Origin of the sequence: Rugamonas violacea, assembly GCF_016461825.1 — a bacterium.
Taxonomy (GTDB): Bacteria; Pseudomonadota; Gammaproteobacteria; order Burkholderiales; family Burkholderiaceae_D; genus Rugamonas.
Genome location: NZ_JAEMNU010000083.1, coordinates 203,172 through 221,117 on the forward strand (window position 1 = coordinate 203,172; position 17,946 = coordinate 221,117).

16 protein-coding genes, 1 tRNA gene and 1 pseudogene are annotated in these 17,946 nt (G+C 66.5%); 12 read left to right on the forward strand and 6 right to left on the reverse strand.

Features of this window, described 5'->3' with window-relative positions; translation table 11 throughout:
- The first annotated feature begins 221 nt into the window (after positions 1 to 221).
- The 4 genes from H7U20_RS16925 to H7U20_RS16940 all read left to right on the forward strand — a co-directional run bounded on the left by H7U20_RS16925 (position 222) and on the right by H7U20_RS16940 (position 4,085).
- Complete coding sequence (locus H7U20_RS16925; RefSeq protein WP_199760308.1) at positions 222 to 1,565, forward strand: esterase/lipase family protein; 1,344 nt, start codon at positions 222 to 224, stop codon at positions 1,563 to 1,565.
- Positions 1,566 to 1,612: 47 nt separating this feature from the next.
- A complete protein-coding gene (locus H7U20_RS16930; RefSeq protein WP_199760309.1) occupies positions 1,613 to 2,245 on the forward strand; it encodes a lipase secretion chaperone in 633 nt (210 codons plus the stop codon).
- 186 nt (positions 2,246 to 2,431) lie between these two features.
- Positions 2,432 to 3,163, forward strand: coding sequence for a PEP-CTERM sorting domain-containing protein (locus H7U20_RS16935; protein ID WP_199760310.1), 732 nt, complete (start codon positions 2,432 to 2,434; stop codon positions 3,161 to 3,163).
- A gap of 85 nt (positions 3,164 to 3,248) precedes the next feature.
- Positions 3,249 to 4,085, forward strand: a complete 837-nt coding sequence (locus tag H7U20_RS16940) for a sterol desaturase family protein (RefSeq protein ID WP_199760311.1) — start codon at positions 3,249 to 3,251, stop codon at positions 4,083 to 4,085.
- Positions 4,086 to 4,094: 9 nt separating this feature from the next.
- Here H7U20_RS16940 and H7U20_RS16945 read toward each other — a convergent pair whose 3' ends face one another.
- Positions 4,095 to 4,973, reverse strand: coding sequence for an EamA family transporter (locus H7U20_RS16945; RefSeq protein ID WP_199760312.1), 879 nt, complete (start codon positions 4,971 to 4,973; stop codon positions 4,095 to 4,097).
- A gap of 183 nt (positions 4,974 to 5,156) precedes the next feature.
- On the opposite strand from H7U20_RS16945, the gene H7U20_RS16950 reads away from it, so the two are divergent.
- Both H7U20_RS16950 and H7U20_RS16955 read left to right on the forward strand, forming a co-directional pair.
- Positions 5,157 to 6,131 carry a LysR substrate-binding domain-containing protein gene (locus H7U20_RS16950; protein ID WP_199760313.1) on the forward strand — a complete coding sequence of 325 codons (975 nt, stop codon included), beginning with the start codon at positions 5,157 to 5,159 and terminating at the stop codon, positions 6,129 to 6,131.
- A 58-nt stretch (positions 6,132 to 6,189) separates the two neighbouring features.
- Complete coding sequence (locus H7U20_RS16955; protein WP_199760314.1) at positions 6,190 to 6,702, forward strand: MarR family winged helix-turn-helix transcriptional regulator; 513 nt, start codon at positions 6,190 to 6,192, stop codon at positions 6,700 to 6,702.
- 48 nt (positions 6,703 to 6,750) lie between these two features.
- Here the strand turns inward: H7U20_RS16955 and H7U20_RS16960 are convergent, their stop codons facing one another.
- Entirely contained in the window at positions 6,751 to 7,644 is an 894-nt protein-coding gene (locus H7U20_RS16960) for a LysR family transcriptional regulator (RefSeq protein ID WP_199760315.1), read from the reverse strand.
- A 103-nt stretch (positions 7,645 to 7,747) separates the two neighbouring features.
- Between H7U20_RS16960 and H7U20_RS16965 the strand changes: the two genes are divergently transcribed.
- Entirely contained in the window at positions 7,748 to 7,975 is a 228-nt protein-coding gene (locus H7U20_RS16965; RefSeq protein ID WP_199760316.1) for a hypothetical protein, read from the forward strand.
- Between the two features lie 257 nt (positions 7,976 to 8,232).
- Here H7U20_RS16965 and H7U20_RS16970 read toward each other — a convergent pair whose 3' ends face one another.
- Positions 8,233 to 9,432, reverse strand: coding sequence for an MFS transporter (locus tag H7U20_RS16970; RefSeq protein WP_199760317.1), 1,200 nt, complete (start codon positions 9,430 to 9,432; stop codon positions 8,233 to 8,235).
- A 170-nt stretch (positions 9,433 to 9,602) separates the two neighbouring features.
- On the opposite strand from H7U20_RS16970, the gene H7U20_RS16975 reads away from it, so the two are divergent.
- Entirely contained in the window at positions 9,603 to 10,931 is a 1,329-nt protein-coding gene (locus H7U20_RS16975) for a S41 family peptidase (protein ID WP_199760318.1), read from the forward strand.
- A 97-nt stretch (positions 10,932 to 11,028) separates the two neighbouring features.
- Here the strand turns inward: H7U20_RS16975 and H7U20_RS16980 are convergent, their stop codons facing one another.
- Entirely contained in the window at positions 11,029 to 11,421 is a 393-nt protein-coding gene (locus H7U20_RS16980) for a nuclear transport factor 2 family protein (RefSeq protein ID WP_199760319.1), read from the reverse strand.
- Between the two features lie 110 nt (positions 11,422 to 11,531).
- Between H7U20_RS16980 and H7U20_RS16985 the strand changes: the two genes are divergently transcribed.
- The 3 genes and pseudogenes from H7U20_RS16985 to H7U20_RS16995 all read left to right on the forward strand — a co-directional run.
- Positions 11,532 to 12,353: an AraC family transcriptional regulator gene (locus tag H7U20_RS16985; RefSeq protein WP_199760320.1), complete on the forward strand. Its 822-nt coding sequence runs from the start codon at positions 11,532 to 11,534 to the stop codon at positions 12,351 to 12,353.
- A 10-nt stretch (positions 12,354 to 12,363) separates the two neighbouring features.
- Positions 12,364 to 14,412 (forward strand): M13 family metallopeptidase, encoded by a 2,049-nt coding sequence (locus tag H7U20_RS16990; protein WP_199760321.1) that lies wholly within the window; start codon positions 12,364 to 12,366, stop codon positions 14,410 to 14,412.
- A 45-nt stretch (positions 14,413 to 14,457) separates the two neighbouring features.
- Positions 14,458 to 14,595, forward strand: a pseudogene (locus H7U20_RS16995) (type II toxin-antitoxin system HicA family toxin); the annotation flags it as partial.
- A 261-nt stretch (positions 14,596 to 14,856) separates the two neighbouring features.
- Here the strand turns inward: H7U20_RS16995 and H7U20_RS17000 are convergent.
- Positions 14,857 to 14,947, reverse strand: a tRNA-Ser gene (locus H7U20_RS17000).
- A 92-nt stretch (positions 14,948 to 15,039) separates the two neighbouring features.
- Positions 15,040 to 17,040, reverse strand: a complete 2,001-nt coding sequence (gene acs / locus H7U20_RS17005; protein ID WP_199760322.1) for an acetate--CoA ligase — start codon at positions 17,038 to 17,040, stop codon at positions 15,040 to 15,042.
- A gap of 286 nt (positions 17,041 to 17,326) precedes the next feature.
- Between acs and H7U20_RS17010 the strand changes: the two genes are divergently transcribed.
- A complete protein-coding gene (locus H7U20_RS17010; protein WP_199760323.1) occupies positions 17,327 to 17,935 on the forward strand; it encodes a YqhA family protein in 609 nt (202 codons plus the stop codon).
- The last annotated feature ends 11 nt before the right edge of the window (positions 17,936 to 17,946 follow it).

A 17,946-nucleotide genomic window follows, 5' to 3' on the forward strand; every position in this document is an offset into this window, starting at 1 on the left:
GGGCCCCCCCCCCGGCTCTTTGCCTGTGGGGTTTTCCAGCCTCCCCGGCGCCCGCACACCCTGGCCTTCCAAGCCATCCGATTGGCCCGGAAAGCTTGCCAATAAGTCAGCATTCTCAGCCGGATCATGGTGAAATCGTCCTAGCAATTCGACGCCGCCAGGCAACGGCAATCCCTGCCGCGTTCGCCAAGCCATCGTCCCACTCCCAGGAGACAGACCCGATGAAACTGACCTTGAAACGCAGCGCGACACTACTCGCCCGCCTCAGCCTCGCGGCGGCGGCCGGCCTGGCCGGCAGCCAGGCCCAGGCGGCCAACAATCTCCCGCTGGTGATGGTGCATGGCTTCCTCGGCTTCGGCCCGAACGACCTGCAGGGCAGCGGCTTCCGCTACTGGGGCGGCAACAACGACATCGTCGCCCACCTGCGCGCCGGCAACCACCAGGTGTTCGCCGCCGCCGTCGGCCCGGTCAGTTCCAACTGGGACCGCGCCGTCGAGCTGTACTACCAGATCAAGGGCGGCTGCGCCGACTACGGCGCCAAGCACACCGCCAGCTACGCCGCCTTCGGCGCCATCCAAAAACCGGCCGGCAAATGCTGGGCGGCCGACCCCAACAACAATCCGCAACACTATCCGCCGGCGCTGTACCCGGCCTGGGACGCCGCCCATCCGATCCACCTGGTGTCGCACAGCCAGGGCGGACAAACCGTGCGCACCCTGGTCCAGTTGCTGGAACACGGCTCGCCCAACGGCAACGAGGGCGGCGGCGCGCTCTACGCCGGCGGCAAGACCGGCTGGGTCAAGAGCGCCTCGACCATCTCCACGCCGCACAACGGCACCACCCTGCGCGACGTCATCGTCGACTTCGTGCCGGCCGTCTCCGAGCTGGCCGGCAAGATCGTCGAGGTGGCCGGCCTGGGCGGCAGCAACAACGCGCTCTACCAGTTCCGCCTGGAACAGTTCGGCCTGGCGCAAGGGCCGAGCGAGTCTCTGGCCGACTTCCTCGAACGGGTCAAGGGCGCGCCGTTCTGGTCGCTGGCCAACCACGACGCCGCGCAATGGGATCTGGGACCGGACGGCGCCCGCGACCTCAACAACTGGGTCAAGACCTCGCCCAACGTCTACTACTACTCGATCGGCAGCCGCGCCACCGAGACCGGCAGCGCCTGCTGCAACGGCACCGACCGCATCATCGCGCCTCTGCAAAGCGGCAACTACCAGTACGCCCGCGACGACATGATCTTCCTGCTCAAAAACACCGCCGGCGAATGGGTGGTGCCGGCGCTGCTGCGCCCGGGCATGGGTTCCTACACCCAGTCCGCCGCCGGCCGGGTGCCCGTCGACAACAGCTGGTTCGCCAACGACGGCGTGGTCAACACCGTCAGCATGAAGGGACCGGCCAGCCAGCCGCAGCGCAACTACGACGGCAGCTCGGTGCGCGGCAGCTGGAACCACCTGGGTGTCTACGCCGGCAGCGACCACTTCGACGTGATCGGCTGGCAGCAACCGGCCGGCACCGTCTACGCCATCTACGACCGCCTGGCCGGCATCATCTTCGGTCTGTAAGGGAGGCCCGGGCGGGCGCCGCCGGCGTCCGCCCGGGCGACGACACCATGCCCATCAACAAGATCCAGCTCGGCGGCGCGGCGGCCGGCGCCGCCCTGCTGTACGCGCTCTGGCCGGCGTCCACACCGCCGCAGCCGCCGCGCGCGCCGGCCGCCGACGGCGCGCACTACTTCGACTTTGTCCGCCCCACCGAGCCGGCGGCGCCATCCCTGCGCCCGGCCGGCGCGGCCAACCCGTCGGCGCCGGCACCGGTTAAGCCGGCGGACGCGGCAGCAGCAGCAGCAGCAGCAGCAGCAGCAGCGGAGGCCGCCGCAGCGGGCGCCATCACCCTGCCGGCCCGGCTGCACGCGCAGGAGCTGGCCGTGCAAATCCTGCGCCGGCAAGGCGGCGACGCCAACGCCGTCTACCGCTTGCGCGCCGCCACCGTGGGCGCGCCGCTGGCCGCCCGGCTGGCCGAGATGGACAGCGCCGACGCCCGCTGGCGACAGCGCCTCGACGCCTACCGGGCCGAGCTCGCCCGCCTCCCCGCGGGGACGGCCGACGCCGCCACCGACGCCCTCACAGTGGCCGCCGCCGGCAGCGCGCTGGCGCGCCTGCGCAGCGCGCATTTCAGCGCCGACGAGCAAGCCATGCTCGACGCCAGCCTGCCCTCCGAACAGCCCGAGCTGAAGCAGGATTGATCCCGCCCGCCACTGTTGCGGCCTTGGCCCGCATGGCTCGGTTTGCCTATGCTAGCCACCCGATCGTTGCTATCATGAAGCGGTATTGCCGGCTTGCGCGGCCCGTCCCGGGTCACCGCGCGGGGTGCGGCAAACCCTGGCCGCGATGACCCAGGCAAGCGTTGTCGCCAATGAAAAGAGGCTACCATGAGACAGCTGCCCGTTCTGCGCCGGACCCTCGCGATCCTGCTCCCCGCCCTCGCCCTCGCCGCCATTCCGGCGCACGCCAACCTGGTCGTCAACGGCTCCTTCGAGACCGTCACCGCCAGCAACACCACCTACTTCTACCTGGCCGGCGTCGGCAACTGGAGCAACTCCGACATCGGCGAGACCCTGGTCACCCCCAGCTTCACCGGCATCCTGTTCCCCGGCGTCGGCCTGGCCGGCGCCTTCCCCGCCAACAGCCCGGACGGCGGCAACTTCGTCCTGTCCGACGGCGACTACCACAACTCGCCCATCGTCCAGACCATCAGCGGCCTGACACCCGGCAACAAGTACAAGCTCAGCTTCTACCAGGCGCTGGCGCAGGACACCGAAATCTTCACCACGCCCGGCCCGGTGCGCGGCCAGTGGCAGGTCGACTTCGGCGGCGATGTGCAAATGTCGGCCCTGATGACCGGCAACGGCGCCACGCTGACCTTCTCGCCCTGGGCCATGCAATCGATGAGCTTCACCGCCCACACCGCCACGCAAGTGCTGAGTTTCCTCTCGGTCGGCGCCGGCGATCCGCCCATGGTCGCCCTCGACGGCATCAACATCAACGCCGTGCCCGAGCCGGACGCCGTCTGGCTGCTCGGCATCGGCGGCCTGCTGATCGGCTGGAAGCTGCGCGCCCGCCGCGCCCGCGCCCAGGCCGTCCAAACCGTCCAGGCCGGCTGAGCCGCGCCGCCGCGCCCACCGGCGCCAGCACCGGGCCGCCGTCCGCCGGCGGCCCGCCCTCCCGTCGACGGAGTTTGCCGCGCCCATGGAAACATTACGCCAGCTGCAACAGAACCTGCCGCCGTTCGCCTTCGACCTGATCAAGTTCGGCAACGGACTGATCCTGCTGGCGCTGCTGCTGGTGCCGCTGGAGCGGCTGTTCGCCCTGCGTCCGCAACGGGCGCTGCGCGCCGGCATCGGCACCGACCTCGGCTACTACTTCCTCACCAGCCTGCTGCCCAAGCGCCTGCTGGCCTGGCCGCTGGCCCTGCTCGCGCTGGGCCTGGCGCAACTGGCGCCGGCCGGCCCCTTCCCCTGGGTCGCCGCCCAGCCGCTGTGGCTGCGCCTGCCCGCCGCCTTGCTGGTGGCCGAGCTGGGCTTCTACTGGGGCCACCGCTGGATGCACGAGGTGGCCTGGCTGTGGCGCTTCCACGCCATCCACCACAGCGCCAAGGAAATGGACTGGCTGGTCAACTCGCGCGCCCACCCGCTCGACCTGGTGTTCATGCGCCTGTGCGGCTACCTCCCCTTGTACCTGCTGGGCCTGGCCCGGCCCGGCGCCGGCCAGGTCGACTGGGTGCCGCTGCTGGTGGCGCTGCTCGGCAGCATGTGGGGCTACTTCATCCACGCCAATGTGCGCTGGCGCCTGGGCTGGCTGGAGCAGCTGGTCAGCACGCCGGCCTTCCACCACTGGCACCACGACAACACCGGCCCGGCCCACCGCCACACCAACTACGCCCCGATGCTGCCCTGGCTCGACCGCCTGTTCGGCACCTACCACGTCGAACGCGACGGCTGGCCGGCCGCCTACGGCATCGACCAACCGATGGAACCCGACCTGCTGGGCCAGTTGCTGCATCCCTTCAATCGGCGCGGCCCCTGAGCCGCCCGCTCAAGCCGCCGCGCGCGGCGTCGAGGCCCACTGCACCGCGAGTATGCTGCCGATCACCAGCGCCATGCCCAGCAAGGACACGCCGCCCAGCGACTGCCCCAGCAGCGCCCAGCCCAGGGTGACCGCCGTCAGCGGACTGAGCAAACCCAGCGAGGACACCGCCACCGGCGACAGCCGGGCGATGCCACGGAACCACAGCGCGTAGGCCAGCAGCGCGCCGGCCACCGACAGATAGGCGTAGCCCAGCATCTGCAGCCCGCTCAGGGCCGGCAGCGGCGCGTCGGCCAGCCAGGCGACCGGCGCCAGCATCAGACCGCCGGCCAACAACTGCCAGCCGGTGAAGGCCAGCACCGGCACGTCCGGCCGCCAGCGGCGCGCCAGGAAGGTGCCGGCCGCCATGCAGACGGCGCCGGCCAGCGCCGCCGCGATGCCGACCGCGTCCCAGACCGAGCCGGGCGACAACAGCAGCGCCGCCATGCCACCGATGCCGACCACGCTGGCCGCCACGGCCAAAGCGGGCGGACGGCGGCTATCCACCGTCCACGCCAGCCCCATCACCAGCAAGGGTTGGATCGCGCCGACCACGGCGGCCAAGCCGCCCGGCAGGCGATAGGCGGCGACGAACAGCAGCGCCTGGAAGAAACCGATGTTCAGCGCCGACAGCAGCAACAGCCGGCCCCACTGGCCCGACTTGGGCAGGCGGCGGCTGAACAAGGTCAGCAGTATGCCGGCCGGCAGCACGCGCAGCAGCGCCGCCGTGAACGGCCGGTCCGGCGGCAACAATTGCGTGGTGACGATGTAAGTCGAGCCCCAGATGACGGGCGCCAGCGCCGTCGTCAGCACGTCGGCCCAGGAGGAGTTGCGGTTGGATGTGTTCATGGTGAATTACCTTGATATCAAGATAAATAATGCTAACACATATCTTGAACTCAAGTTAAACCGCGCAACGAAACCGCTGCGCCGGGCGAGCACCGCCGGCCGCCGCCAAAGCACCGGTCCGCCGCCTCACGATGCCAAAAATCGGCTATATTGAACCCCATGATTCAACAAAACGGGATGCTTATGCGGCGTATCACCTTCGACCTCGATATCCTGCGCACCTACGTCACCGGCATCGAGCTGGGCAGCTTCGCCAAGGCGGCCGACCGCCTCGGCCGTTCGACCTCGGCCGTCAGCGCCCAGCTCAAGAAGCTCGAAGAACAGCTCGGCACGCCGGTGCTGCGCAAGGCCGGACGCGGCATGCTGCCGACGGCGGCCGGCGAAGCGCTGCTCGGCTACGCCCGCCGGCTGCTGGAGCTGAACGACGAGGCCGCCACGGCGGTGCGCGGCGTCGAGCTGGCCGGCAGCGTGCGGCTGGGCATGCAGGAGGACTTCGCCGAGCACATCCTCACCGACATGCTGGGCCGCTTCGCCCGCGCCCACCCGCGCCTGCGCATCGAGGCCCGCGTCGCGCGCAGCGCCGAACTGCTCGAACAGATGGCGGCCGGCCGGCTCGACCTGGCGCTGGCCTGGGATGGCGACGGTGGCAGCCGCTTCGCCGGTAGCGGCTTCGGCGGCGGCAATGGCAGCGAGCTCGGCGCCGACGCCGGCGCTCGCCGCGCCGCGGGCTGGCGCGGCGCACTCGACATCGGCCCCTTGCCGATGCGCTGGATAGGCGCGGCCGACCTCGCGCCGCCAACGCCGGGCCGGCGCGACGAACCGCTGCCGCTGGTCGTCTTCGACGCCCCCTGCCTGATGCGCAGCGCCGCCACCAACGCGCTGGACCGCGCCGGCATCGCCTGGCGCGTCGCCTTCACCAGTCCCAGCCTGGGCGGCGTGTGGGCGGCCGTGGCGGCCGGCCTGGGCGTGACGGTGCGCACCGACATCGGCGTGCCGGCGCAGTTGCGCGTGCTGGAGGACTGCGGCCTGCCGCCGCTGCCCGACGTCGGCCTGCTGCTGCACCACGCCGACGCGGCGGCCAACCCCGTCATCGAACGCTTGCGCGACATCGTGCTGCACACCCTGGCGCAGCACGCACCGGCGCAACGCGCCGCCTAGGCATGCCTTGGCGCAGGCCGGCATATAATCTTCACATCAAGACAAAGCGGGACAGCATATGAAACCTGAGCGAGCCGCCGACGCGGTCGACCGCATCCTCGAGCAATGGCACCGCGAACGGCCGGACCTGGACGTCAGCCCGATGGCGACCATCGGCCGCGTGCGCCGCTGCGCCCTGCTGCTGCAGCGCCGCCTCGACGACACCTTCGCCGACTTCGGCATGAGCAGCTGGGAATTCGACATGCTGGCCACGCTGCGCCGCGCCGGCGCGCCGCACCGGCTGAGCCCGACCGCCCTGTTCTCGGCGCTGATGATCACCTCCGGCACCATGACCCACCGCCTGCAGCGGCTGGAGGCGGCCGGCTGGATCGTCCGCCAGCCCAACCCCGAGGACGCCCGCAGCATGCTGGTGCAACTCAGCGACACAGGCTTGCAGCTGGTCAACCGCGCCGTCGAGGCACACGTCGCAAACGAGCACCGCATCCTGGCGCCGCTGGAAAAGAAGGAGTTGGCCGCGCTGGACGCCGGCCTGGCGCGCCTGCTGGCGGTGCTGGAAGCCGGCGAGCAATAGATCGCGCGCAACCAAAATCGCGCGCAACCCGGCGCGGCGCGGCCCCGCTCACTCGGCCAGGCGCTCCTTCAAAAACGCGATGAAGAGCTTGGTCCTGGCCGGCAGATGCCGCGTGTCGGTAATCACATGCACCTCCACCGGCTCGGCCTGCCATTCCGGCAGCACGCGCAACAGGCGGCCCGCCGCCACGTCGTGCCGGGCGATGCGCGGGTCCAGCACGGCGATGCACAAGTCGTTGGCCGCCATGGTCAGCGCCAACGCCGCGCCGTTCGTCACGAAGCGCGACGCCTGCATCACCATCACCGTCTCCTCGCCGCGCAGCAGAAGGTGCCTGGCGGAAAACTGCCCGCCGACGGTGGGCCGGCCGCACAGCGCGTGCCCAGCCAGATCGTCGGGATGCGCCAAGGCCGGCTCGCGCCGCAGGTAGCCGGGCGAGGCGTACAGATAACGCGGCAGCGTGGCGATCTTGCGCGCCACCAGCGACGACGGCGAGGTCGGCGGCGCGCCCAGGCGGATCGCCAGGTCGTAGGGGTCGGCCTGCAAGTCCACCGCCCTCGGCGTGCAGTCCAGGTCAAATTTAATCAGCGGATAGGCGCGGGAGAATTCCCCCAGGATGGGCGCCAGATAGCCGACCGCGAAGCTCGACGTCATCGACACGCGCAAGGTGCCGATCGCCCGCTCCGACACGTCACGCAGCGACTCGTGTGCGCACAAGGCCTCCTCGACGATGCCCTGGCAGCGTTTGAAGTACACCTCGCCCGCCTCGGTCAGCTCGACCTTGCGGGTCGAGCGGTGCAGCAGGCGCAGGCCGATGGCCTTCTCCAGCTCGGCGATGTTGCGCGACAGCGTGGAATTGGACATCTCCAGCGCCTCGGCGGCGCCGCGAAAACTCTTACGCTTGGCCACCTCGACGAACAGCCGCATGTAGTTCAATACATCCACGCCATTGCTCCATTTTTGGGATACTCAATTCGATTATACGCATTTATCCCATCAGTGAAACAGCGCAGAATACAGGCTTATTCATTCAACAAGGGAAATCGCCATGGCCACGTTCATCGGAAAAAAACCCAGCACTGAAGCTCAGTTCGCCGGCCCGCGTGGAACGGGAATCGACGCGGCGAGCGGGCGCGTGGCGCAGCCCTGCCGGCCGGTGATGGTGGTGGTGGACATGGCCTTTGCCGCCGATCACCCTGTGGCTGCGGGCGCCGGCCTGGCACCCGGCTTCACCGCCGAGCTGCTGAAGATGCTGGCGAATCTGGCGCGTCGTTGATCGCAGCAGCCGGACCGGGGCTTGCCGCCTACGCCATCGGCGTGTAGACGTCGTCCGGAATGGTCGAGCAGAGGAAGTTGTCGCAGTAGTAGGACACCAGGTCCAGCCAGTTGAATCCAGTTGCGACAGCAGCAGCGACGCGACACCCGGGATGCTCTCGTTGCCATATTCCGACTTCCCCGAGACGTTGCAAACGACCGTGTACTGGCCGCCGCGCGTGACCAGGTGCAGGTTGGCGTCGCGGAACAGCTTGGTAACTAGCCTTTCTGTACCCGCCACGACAAGGGCAAGGTGAACAGCAGGATCAACGCCAAGGTCATCAGCGCGGCGGGGATGCCGGCAACGTCGCCCAGGCGGCCGAACAGCACCGGTGCCAGCGCGCCGCCGCCGATGGTGCAGGTGTAGAAGCGGGCGAAGGCCTGCTCGCGCTTGCCCGCGCCGGCCAACTCCGGCACCGCGCCGTACAGCACCGAGGAGGTGCCGTTCAACGCCAATCCCAGCAACGGCAGCAGCGCCATCATGCCGGCCAACGGCAGGAACACCGTCAGCAGGATCAGCAGCGCTGTGGCGGACTCGGTGATCCACACCGTTTTCATCATGCCGATGCGCGCGCCGAGATAGCCGCACAACAGTTTGCCGAACGCGCCGCCGACAAACAGCAGCGACAAGGCCAGGCCGATGCTGGCGCTGCCGGCGCCTTTGCTTTTCAGTAAAAACGGCAGGAAGGTGAGAAAGCCCATCCGCACCGCGCTGTCCAGGGCGCCGGTCATCAACAGCGCGTAGAGTCCGCCCGCCGAGCCGGCCGCCGTGACGGCCTTGGCGGATGTCACCTTGACCGCTGTTGCTTCAAGCTGGGTGGGAAGCAGCCACCACAGCAAACCGGCGGCGGCCAGGCCAAGCAAGCCCATCAGCGTGACGCTGGTCTGCCAGCTGACCACCACCAGCAACAAGCCGACCAGCCCGGGGATCAGCGTCTTGCCGATGTCGCCGGCGAAGTTGTACTGGGACAGCGCCTGTTTGACGCCGCCGCCGGCCTCATGCGTATCGCTGACGATGGAGGACGCCAGCGGGTGCTGCGTGCTGGCGCCCAGGCCGCCCAGCAGCAGGGCGATCAGCAGCACCGTCAGGCCGCCGGCCTGGCCGGCGATGAGGTAGGCGACCCCGGCCAGCGCCGTCCCGCCGACCAGCATGCGCTCGCGGCCCCAACGCTTGGCCAGGCGGCTGGCCAGCAACTGGAAGCCGGCCATCATGCCCGAATAGGAGCCGCGCAACAGCCCCACCACGGCGTAGCTGATGGAAAACTGCGCTTGCCAGATCGGCAGCAGCACATAGATGAGATCGGTCAAGCCGTCGTGGATGGCGTGGGCACTGCAGGCGGCGATCAAGGAGCGGCGACGGATACTGCTGTCTGCGCTGGTGGAATCGGCGGCAATGGCGGCGGCTTTCGGATTGTTCATTGTTCTGAGAGTGGAAAGATTGGCAGGCGACCAACTTGCTACTGTATGCGCATGCGCCTGATCTTGCAATCCAACACGCAAAATACGCCGCCTGTCGCTTCCCTGCGGCACTTGGCGGCTTCGGCGGCTACAGTCGAGCCTCCCAATTCTCTTCGCCGGAAAGAACGAACATGCGTAAAAAACTGTCGCTTTGCCTTTTGCTACTGTGCGGCGCCTGCCTGACGCAGTCCCATGCGGCGACGCTTTTCACCCCGGAACAGTTGCGCGCCGACCTGCGTTTCATCCAGGACCAGGTCGCCGCCACGCATCCGGAACCGGGTTTTTCTGCCGATCCGGATAAATTGCGCCTAGCCTACCGACACATCGATACGCAGTTGCGCGAGCCGATGACGCGGGACCAGGCTTGGCGCCTGCTGGCGACGCTCAACCCGGTCTACGCCGACGCCCACATGGTCCTCACACAGCCCGATGCGCAGGGTCAAAGCGCGGCCTTCGTGCAAGCGGGCGGGAAATTTTTCCCCTACGAGGTATCGGTCCAGCCTGCAGGCAATATATACATCCGCACCGAACTGGGCGGCGCCGCCAGCACGCACCAGGGCATGCGCATCGAAAAAATCAACGGTGTGCCGGCCGGCCGCGTCGTCGCGGAACTGCTTGAGCGTTGCCACGGCGACAGCGCCGAGTTCCACGCCAACCTGCTGTCGACGCGCTGGCCCTTCCTCTACTGGAAGATGTACGGCGAGACGGCGCAGTTCGATCTGCTGCTGGAGAACGGCAAGCATTTACAGGTTCCGGCGCTCGGCAGGATGCCGGCCTACCTCAACGGGCAAGCCGATTTCGCGCAGCAATTCCGCTTCGAGATGCTGCCCGGCGATGCCGCCCTGCTGACCATCAATACCTTCTACTGGCCGGATAAAAAACAGTTCACCGACTTCACCGAACAGGCCTTCAGGCAGATGCGCGACGCGAAAGTAAAAACCTTGTTGATCGATGTGCGCGCCAACGGCGGCGGCAACGACGACATGTGGATGGACGGCCTGCTGCGCTACATCGCCGACAAGCCTTATCGCTGGGCATCGACGTACCGAAAAAAGGTCGTCAAGGGACGCGACAGCGCTACGGAAAAGCTCGGCGATGTCATCGACGGCACCATCAGCACGTTGCTGCAACCGGCGCCCAACGACCCGCTGCATTTTTCCGGAACCACCTACCTGCTGGTGGGGCGGAATACGTATTCCTCGTCCATTCTGTTGAGTAACGTCGTGCAGGATTTTGGCTTCGGCAAGGTGGTCGGCGCCGCCGGCTCTGCGCGTGCGCGGCAAAGCGGCGGCACGCAGAACTTTGTGCTGCCCAACAGCGGCCTGGCACTCAGCGTGCCACGCTTGATTTTCCAACGGCCCTCGGGCGCGGCCACGCCCGTGCTGCTGCAGCCCGACATCGTCTTGCCGGACAGCCCTTTCGACAGCCGCGCTTTGATCGAGGCGGTGTTGAAGCTGTAGTGCTGGTGGGCTGACGGGCTGATCACACCGGTCGACGCTGCCTGCCAGGCTGCTCAGCCCGCCCGGCCCGTCTGGCCCGGTCCGTCCGGCCCACGGGCTATTTCACGCTGCCGATATCCCGGTCGGCCTCGGCGCCTTCGAGCATCAGCGTGGTTTCTTCGATGCGCGCGAAGCGCCCGCTGGCATCCATCTCGGCGAACAGATACACCTCCTGGACGATCTGCGTGCCGTCGCGCTTGGTGACGTGGACCCGATGCCGGTCGGCGTATTTGTTACCGTCGCGCAGTTCGTCGAGTACCTCGATGCGCGCCGATGCGACAACTTCGCGCAGCTTGCGCGCATGGCGGGCGAACTCTTCACGATCGTCCCAGCGCCCATTGGTGCGCTGTCGATACGCGGGGCTGAAATGACGTTCCAGCACATCTTCCAGCGGCAGGTCCTGCCGGTTGAGCAATTCGTCCAGAGCGGAGCGGATATCGGTGGCGTTCATGTTTTTTCCTGTGAGTTAGGGTGGAAATGAAGGTGACGATGCAAATATAACCGTGCGGTGATGGCGTGTGTACGGTATAAAAGACATTCAATACCTTTTTGAAGCCACACATGACCGACTCGCTGATTTTGCCGACGCAGGCCGACTCCACCGAAGGACCGCTGGTGCTGGCCGTGGTGCGCCACGCCGGCACGGTGCGCGTGACGCGCCGCCACCGCCATGCGCGCGGGCAATTGCTCGGCGCGGTGCAAGGGCTGCTGTCCGTCGATGCCGGCGACAGCCACTGGGTGGTGCCCGCCACGCATGCCGTCTGGATACCGCCGGGCGTGCCGCACGGCTTGCGCTCGCACGGGCCGTTTTCGGGCTGGAGTGTGTACGTCGCGCCCGCCGCCTGTGCCGCGCTGCCCGCCGCGCCGTGCGTCCTGGCTGTTCCGGGCTTGCTGCAAGAGGCCGTGGCGCGGGCCGCGTCTTGGGCCGGCGACGTTCCCGATGCGCGGCAGGCAAGGCTGGCCGGCGTCATCCTCGACGAGATCGGCACGCTGCCCGAAGCGGCCCTCGGCCTGCCCATGCCGCTCGATGCCCGCCTGCTCAAGATCGCGCGGACGCTGTCGGCGCGGCCCGAGGATGGCCGGCGCATGGACGAGTGGGCGGCCTGGGCCGGCATTGCACCGCGCACGCTGACACGCCGCTTTCTCGCCGAAACCGGCTTCAGCTTTACCGAGTGGCGCCAGCGCGTGCGCTTGCTGCGGGCGCTGGAACTGCTGGCGACCGGCAGGCCGGTGACGGCGGTGGCACTGGACTTGGGCTATGACAACGTGAGCGCCTTTATCGCCTTGTTCCGCCGCGTGTTCGGTGTGACGCCGGGACGCTATAATCCTCCGCCGCACGCTCCGGCACCGCATGTTCTCCCACATGAAGTCGACATAAATTAAAGGAATCGCCGTGAATCGCTCGCTTATCAACGCCGCCTGCTGCGCCCTGCTCGTCTGGTCCGCTCCGCCACTGTACGCCCAGCAAAACGCACAGGGCGCCGCGCCGGTATCCGGCATCGATCTGAACACCCTGGATCCGGCGATTCGTCCGCAGGATGATTTTTACGGCTACGTCAACGGCGTCTGGACCCGCAATACCGAGATCCCGGCCGACAAGTCGACCTGGGGTACCTATGTCGAATTGCGCGAAACCGCGCAAGGCCAGTTGCGGGCCTTGATCGCCGCCACCCTCAAGCATCCCGGCAAGCCCGGTAGCGACGCGCACAAGATCGCCGACCTGTACACCAGCTACATGGACGAAAAGGCGCGCAATGCCGCCGGCTTCAAACCCTTGCGGGCGGACCTGGCCCGCGTCGCCGCCATCAAGGACAAGAAGGACTTGCCGGCGCTGTTCGCTTACCTGCAACGCAATGGCATTCATACGCCGTTCGCGGCCGGCGTCGCGCCCGATGCGCAGGACCCCGAGCACTACACCATCAACATCAGCCAGTCCGGCCTGGGCCTGCCCGACCGTGACTATTACCTCAAGGACGAGGACGCCAAGCTCAAGGCCGTGCGCGCCCAATACCTGAAGCATATCGAGACCATGCTGGCGATGAGCGGCGACAAGAACGCCGTCGCGCATGCCGCCCAGAGCCTCGACATCGAGACCCGCCTGGCTGCGGCGCAATGGACCCGCGTGCAGATGCGCGACCCGGTCAAGTCGTATAACCGCGTCGACTTCGACCAATTCACCGCGCTGGCGCCGGCCTTTGACTGGCAGGCTTACTTTGCCGCGGCCGGCCTGGCGGCGAAGGAATCCTCGGCGGTGGTGCGCCAGCCCAGCTTCCTCGGCGGTTTCTCCGCGACCGTGGCCAATGTCCCGCTGGAATCCTGGAAGAGTTATTTCACCTGGCGCATTCTCGAAAGCTATGCCGACTTTCTGGACGACGCCACCGTCAAGGAACGCTTCGCCTTCGAAGGCACTGTGCTGCGCGGCGTTCCGCAACGTGAACCGCTCTGGCAGCGGGCCCAGCGTTTTACCGACGGCGTCCTTGGCGATGCGGTCGGCAAACTGTATGTGGAGATGTACCTGCCGCCCGAAACCAAACCGCGCGTGATGGCCATGTTCAACAATTTCGTGGCCTCGTTCAAGGACGGCATCGAGCAGCTCGACTGGATGGGGCCGGAGACCAAGAAGGAAGCCCAGCTCAAGCTGGCCGCCTTGAAGCCGAAGATCGCCTATCCGGACAAATGGCGCGACTACAGCGCCTTGAAAACGCAAGCGCATGACCTGGTCGCCAACGTGCGGGCGACGCGCATCTGGAGCCGTCAGCAAAACCTCGACAAACTGGGCAGGCCGGTCGACCGCGACGAATGGTCGATGACGCCGCAAACCGTCAACGCCAGCTACAGTCCGGCGCTCAATTCGATCACCATTCCGGCGGCGCTCCTGCAACCGCCGTTCTTCAATGTGAAAGCCGAAGATGCGGTCAACTATGGCCTGCTGGGTATCACCTTCGGCCATGAGATCAGCCATGCCTTCGACGACTCCGGCAGCCAGTACGACGCCAAGGGTCGCCTGCGCAACTGGTGGACGGTGGAGGACCGTAGCGCCTTCAAGGGACGTGCCGCCGGTTTGGTCAAGCAATATGGCGCCTACAGTCCCGTACCGGGCTACTTCATCAATGGCGAGCTGACCCTGGGTGAAAACATCGGCGACAATTCCGGCCTGTCGATCACCTACCAGGCCTATCAGCGCTCACTCGGCGGCAAGCCGTCGCCGGTACTCGACGGCCTCAGCGGCGAACAGCGCCTGTATATCGGCTTTGCCATGAAATGGCGCGCCAAATTGCGCCCCGAGGCGGCGATTGCCCAGATCAAGAGCGATCCGCATTCACCGGGCGAATTCCGCGCCAAGGGCACCGTGATGAACCAGCCCGGCTTCTATCAGGCTTTCGACATCAAGCCGGGCGATCCGATGTATCTGCCGCCCGAGCAGCGCGTGATCATGTGGTGAGGGGGTAAAGTCCATCCGGCTTGCCTCGCCTCACCGCTAAGGGCTGGATGGCGTATCAGTCGAGAGGTGGGCCATCATCACTTCAAACACGCTGAGAAGCCCGGCCTGGTAACTGTGCCTCACCCAAAAAGAGACCTACCAATCGGAACGTGGAACAGCATATTGAAGGACGCAGGACTGAAGCAGGGCGAGGGTCAGTGCCGACATTCGGACAATTTGCCAGGTGGAATATGTTTTTAGGAAACTGCGCTGCGCGCGGCGCCTTCGGCGCGCCACCGCGCAGCGGTGGCAGATGGGCGATTCGGTCGCGTCCCGCGACCGCGCGGCGCCCTGCAGGGCGACCGCTTTCGAATCCCCCGCGCAAGGCCCGCAGGGGCCTTGCTTCTCTCCGCCAAGGCTACAACGCAAAAAGCCACCCGAGGGTGGCTTTTGCTTTTGTATCCTTGGCGGAGAGAGGGGGATTCGAACCCCCGATAGGCTATGAACCTATACACGCTTTCCAGGCGTGCGACTTCAACCACTCATCCACCTCTCCTGCATTTCTTACTCCCCTTCCGAGGAGCGGCGAATTATAGCAAGGATTCCAAGGAGTACCAACATTTTTCGCCTTCCCCCTCTTTCACCCTATCAGGACGCTTCTTTGAGCTGCTCCAAAATCGCTGGATTCTCCAAAGTGGAGATGTCCTGCGTGATGGTCTCGCCCTTGGCCAACACGCGCAACAAGCGCCGCATGATCTTGCCCGACCGCGTCTTCGGCAGGTTGTCACCAAAGCGGATCTCTTTCGGCTTGGCGATCGGGCCGATCTCTTTGGCGACCCAGTTGCGCAACTCCAGCGCCAGCCGCTTGGCGTCGTCGCCGGTCGGCCGCGCTTGCTTGAGCACGACAAAGGCGCAGATCGACTCGCCGGTGGTGTCGTCCGGCTTGCCGACCACGGCCGCTTCGGCCACCAACGGATTGGCCACCAGCGCCGATTCGATCTCCATCGTGCCCATGCGGTGGCCGGACACGTTCAGCACGTCGTCAATCCGCCCGGTGATGGTGAAGTAGCCGGTCTCTTTGTTGCGGATGGCGCCGTCGCCGGCCAGGTACATCTTGCCGCCCAGCTCCTCCGGGAAGTAGCTGGACTTGAAGCGCTCGGGATTGTTCCAGATGGTGCGGATCATCGACGGCCATGGTCGCTTGACGACCAGTATGCCGCCCTGCCCGTTCGGCACGTCCTGACCGGCTTCGTCGACGATGGCGGCGGTGATGCCCGGCAGCGGCAAGGTGCAGGAGCCCGGCACCATCGGCGTGGCGCCCGGCAGCGGGGTGATCATGTGGCCGCCCGTCTCGGTCTGCCAGAAGGTGTCGACGATCGGGCAGAGTTCGCGGCCGATGTTCTTGTAGTACCACATCCAGGCTTCCGGATTGATCGGCTCGCCAACCGTGCCCAGCAGGCGCAGGGTGGACAGGTCGTAGTTCTTCGGATGCACGGCCGGGTCGACGTCGGAGGCTTTGATCAGCGAGCGGATCGCCGTCGGCGCGGTGTAGAAGATGCTGACCTTGTGCTTGGCGATGGTGTCCCAGAAGCGGCCGGCGTTGGGGAAGGTGGGGATGCCTTCGAACACCACCTGGGTCGCGCCGACGGCCGTCGGGCCGTAGCAGATGTAGCTATGGCCGGTCACCCAGCCGATGTCGGCGGTGCACCAGAACACGTCGTCGGGCTTGATGTCGAAGCTCCACTTCATGGTCAGCGCGGCCCACAGCAAATAGCCGCCGCTGGAGTGCTGCACGCCCTTCGGCGTGCCGGTCGAGCCGGAGGTGTAGAGGATGAACAGCGGGTGCTCGGCGTCGACCCACTCCGGTTCGCACACGGCCGCCTGTTTTTCCACCAGCTGGTGCAGCCAGATGTCGCGGCCGGCCTGCATGGCGATGTCGCCGCCGGTGCGTTGGTAGACGATGACGTCCTTGATGCTGTCGCAGCCGCCCAGCGCCAGCGCTTCGTCGACGATGACTTTCAAGGGCAGGCGCTTGCCGCCGCGCAGTTGCTCGTCGGCGGTGATGACGGCCACGGCGCCGGCGTCGATGATGCGCTCCTGCAGCGACTTGGCGGAGAAGCCGCCGAACACCACCGAGTGGGTGGCGCCGATGCGGGCGCAGGCCTGCATCGCGGCGACGCCTTCGACCGACATCGACATGTAGATGATGACCCGGTCGCCCTTCTTGACGCCGCGTTCCTTCAGGCCGTTGGCGAACTTGCAGACCTTCTCGTGCAGCTGGCGGTAGCTGACGTGGCTGGACTGGCCGTCGTCGCCTTCGAAGATGATGGCGGTCTTCTCGGCGTTGCCGTTCTCCAGGTTGCGGTCCAGGCAGTTGTAGGAGACGTTCAGGTGGCCGTCCTCGAACCACTTGTAGAACGGCGCGTTGTCCTCGTTGAGCGTGCGGCTGAAGGGTTTCTGCCAGACCAGGTTCTCCCGCGCCAGGCGCGCCCAGAAGCCCTCGTAGTCGGCCTCGGCCTCGGCTTGCAGCGCCGCGTAGGCGGCCATGCCGGAGATGGTCGCCTGGGCGGCGAAGGCCGCCGACGGCTGAAACACGCGCGACTCCTGCGGACCTTGCTGCTGGGTTCCTTGATTTGCTGTACCGGTCATGCTGATCTCCATTGTAGTAATCGTTTGCCAACAACATTAAACTTTGCCGCTTACTGCCTCCTTACAGCCGCCCATCGGGCCGAATATGGCCGGCCGGCGGACCTGCTAGTCGAGCAAGCAATTTGATCTTTTATGCAATTTTACCGAATTTTTGACTAGTCCACTGATTCTCCCCATTCGCCCCGCCGCGGCCGCCGATCTGCACGCCCGGCAAGACGATTGCCGGATTGCACGTGTAAAATGTCGGCAGTCCTTTTGCCGCATCCTTTTCCGGAGAATCACCCCAATGTCTGACCCGCAACACCAACCAGTCCCCAAGCTGCGCCCGCTGCCCGCCTTCATCTTCATGTCGCGCTGGCTGCAGCTGCCGCTGTATCTGGGCCTGATTCTGGCGCAGTGCGTCTATGTGTTCCATTTCTGGGTCGAACTGAAGGATCTGATCGGCGCGGCGCTCGGCAACGAGGCGGCGCTGGCGCACATCTTCCAGGCCATCGCCGTGCCCGGCTCCGAGGTGCCGACCAAACTCAACGAGACCACCATCATGCTGGTCGTGCTCGGCCTGATCGACGTGGTGATGATCTCCAACCTGCTGATCATGGTCATCATCGGCGGCTACGAGACCTTCGTCTCGCGCATGCACCTCGACACCCATCCGGACCAGCCGGAGTGGCTGTCGCACGTCAACGCCTCGGTGCTGAAGACCAAGCTGGCCATGGCCATCGTCGGCATCTCCTCGATCCACCTGCTGAAGACCTTCATCAACGCCGCCTCCTACGACGCCAAGGTGCTGATCGCGCAAACCGCGATCCACGCCGTGTTCCTGCTGTCGGCGCTGGCCATCGCCTACACCGACCGCATCACCACCGGCACGCAGAACGAATCGCAAAGCCATTAACGCCCTCCCCT

Excerpts from the sequence above, each read along its gene's own strand:
- H7U20_RS16930 (WP_199760309.1), top strand. The coding sequence starts at position 1,613 with ATGCCCATCAACAAGATCCAGCTCGGCGGCGCGGCGGCCGGCGCCGCC.
- H7U20_RS17010 (WP_199760323.1), top strand. The coding sequence starts at position 17,327 with ATGTCTGACCCGCAACACCAACCAGTCCCCAAGCTGCGCCCGCTGCCC.
- H7U20_RS16945 (WP_199760312.1), bottom strand. The coding sequence starts at position 4,973 with ATGAACACATCCAACCGCAACTCCTCCTGGGCCGACGTGCTGACGACG.
- H7U20_RS16955 (WP_199760314.1), top strand. The coding sequence starts at position 6,190 with ATGAAACCTGAGCGAGCCGCCGACGCGGTCGACCGCATCCTCGAGCAA.
- H7U20_RS16980 (WP_199760319.1), bottom strand. The coding sequence starts at position 11,421 with ATGAACGCCACCGATATCCGCTCCGCTCTGGACGAATTGCTCAACCGG.
- H7U20_RS16970 (WP_199760317.1), bottom strand. The coding sequence starts at position 9,432 with ATGAACAATCCGAAAGCCGCCGCCATTGCCGCCGATTCCACCAGCGCA.
- H7U20_RS16975 (WP_199760318.1), top strand. The coding sequence starts at position 9,603 with ATGCGTAAAAAACTGTCGCTTTGCCTTTTGCTACTGTGCGGCGCCTGC.
- H7U20_RS16925 (WP_199760308.1), top strand. The coding sequence starts at position 222 with ATGAAACTGACCTTGAAACGCAGCGCGACACTACTCGCCCGCCTCAGC.
- acs (WP_199760322.1), bottom strand. The coding sequence starts at position 17,040 with ATGACCGGTACAGCAAATCAAGGAACCCAGCAGCAAGGTCCGCAGGAG.
- H7U20_RS16950 (WP_199760313.1), top strand. The coding sequence starts at position 5,157 with ATGCGGCGTATCACCTTCGACCTCGATATCCTGCGCACCTACGTCACC.
- H7U20_RS16940 (WP_199760311.1), top strand. The coding sequence starts at position 3,249 with ATGGAAACATTACGCCAGCTGCAACAGAACCTGCCGCCGTTCGCCTTC.
- H7U20_RS16985 (WP_199760320.1), top strand. The coding sequence starts at position 11,532 with ATGACCGACTCGCTGATTTTGCCGACGCAGGCCGACTCCACCGAAGGA.
- H7U20_RS16935 (WP_199760310.1), top strand. The coding sequence starts at position 2,432 with ATGAGACAGCTGCCCGTTCTGCGCCGGACCCTCGCGATCCTGCTCCCC.
- H7U20_RS16965 (WP_199760316.1), top strand. The coding sequence starts at position 7,748 with ATGGCCACGTTCATCGGAAAAAAACCCAGCACTGAAGCTCAGTTCGCC.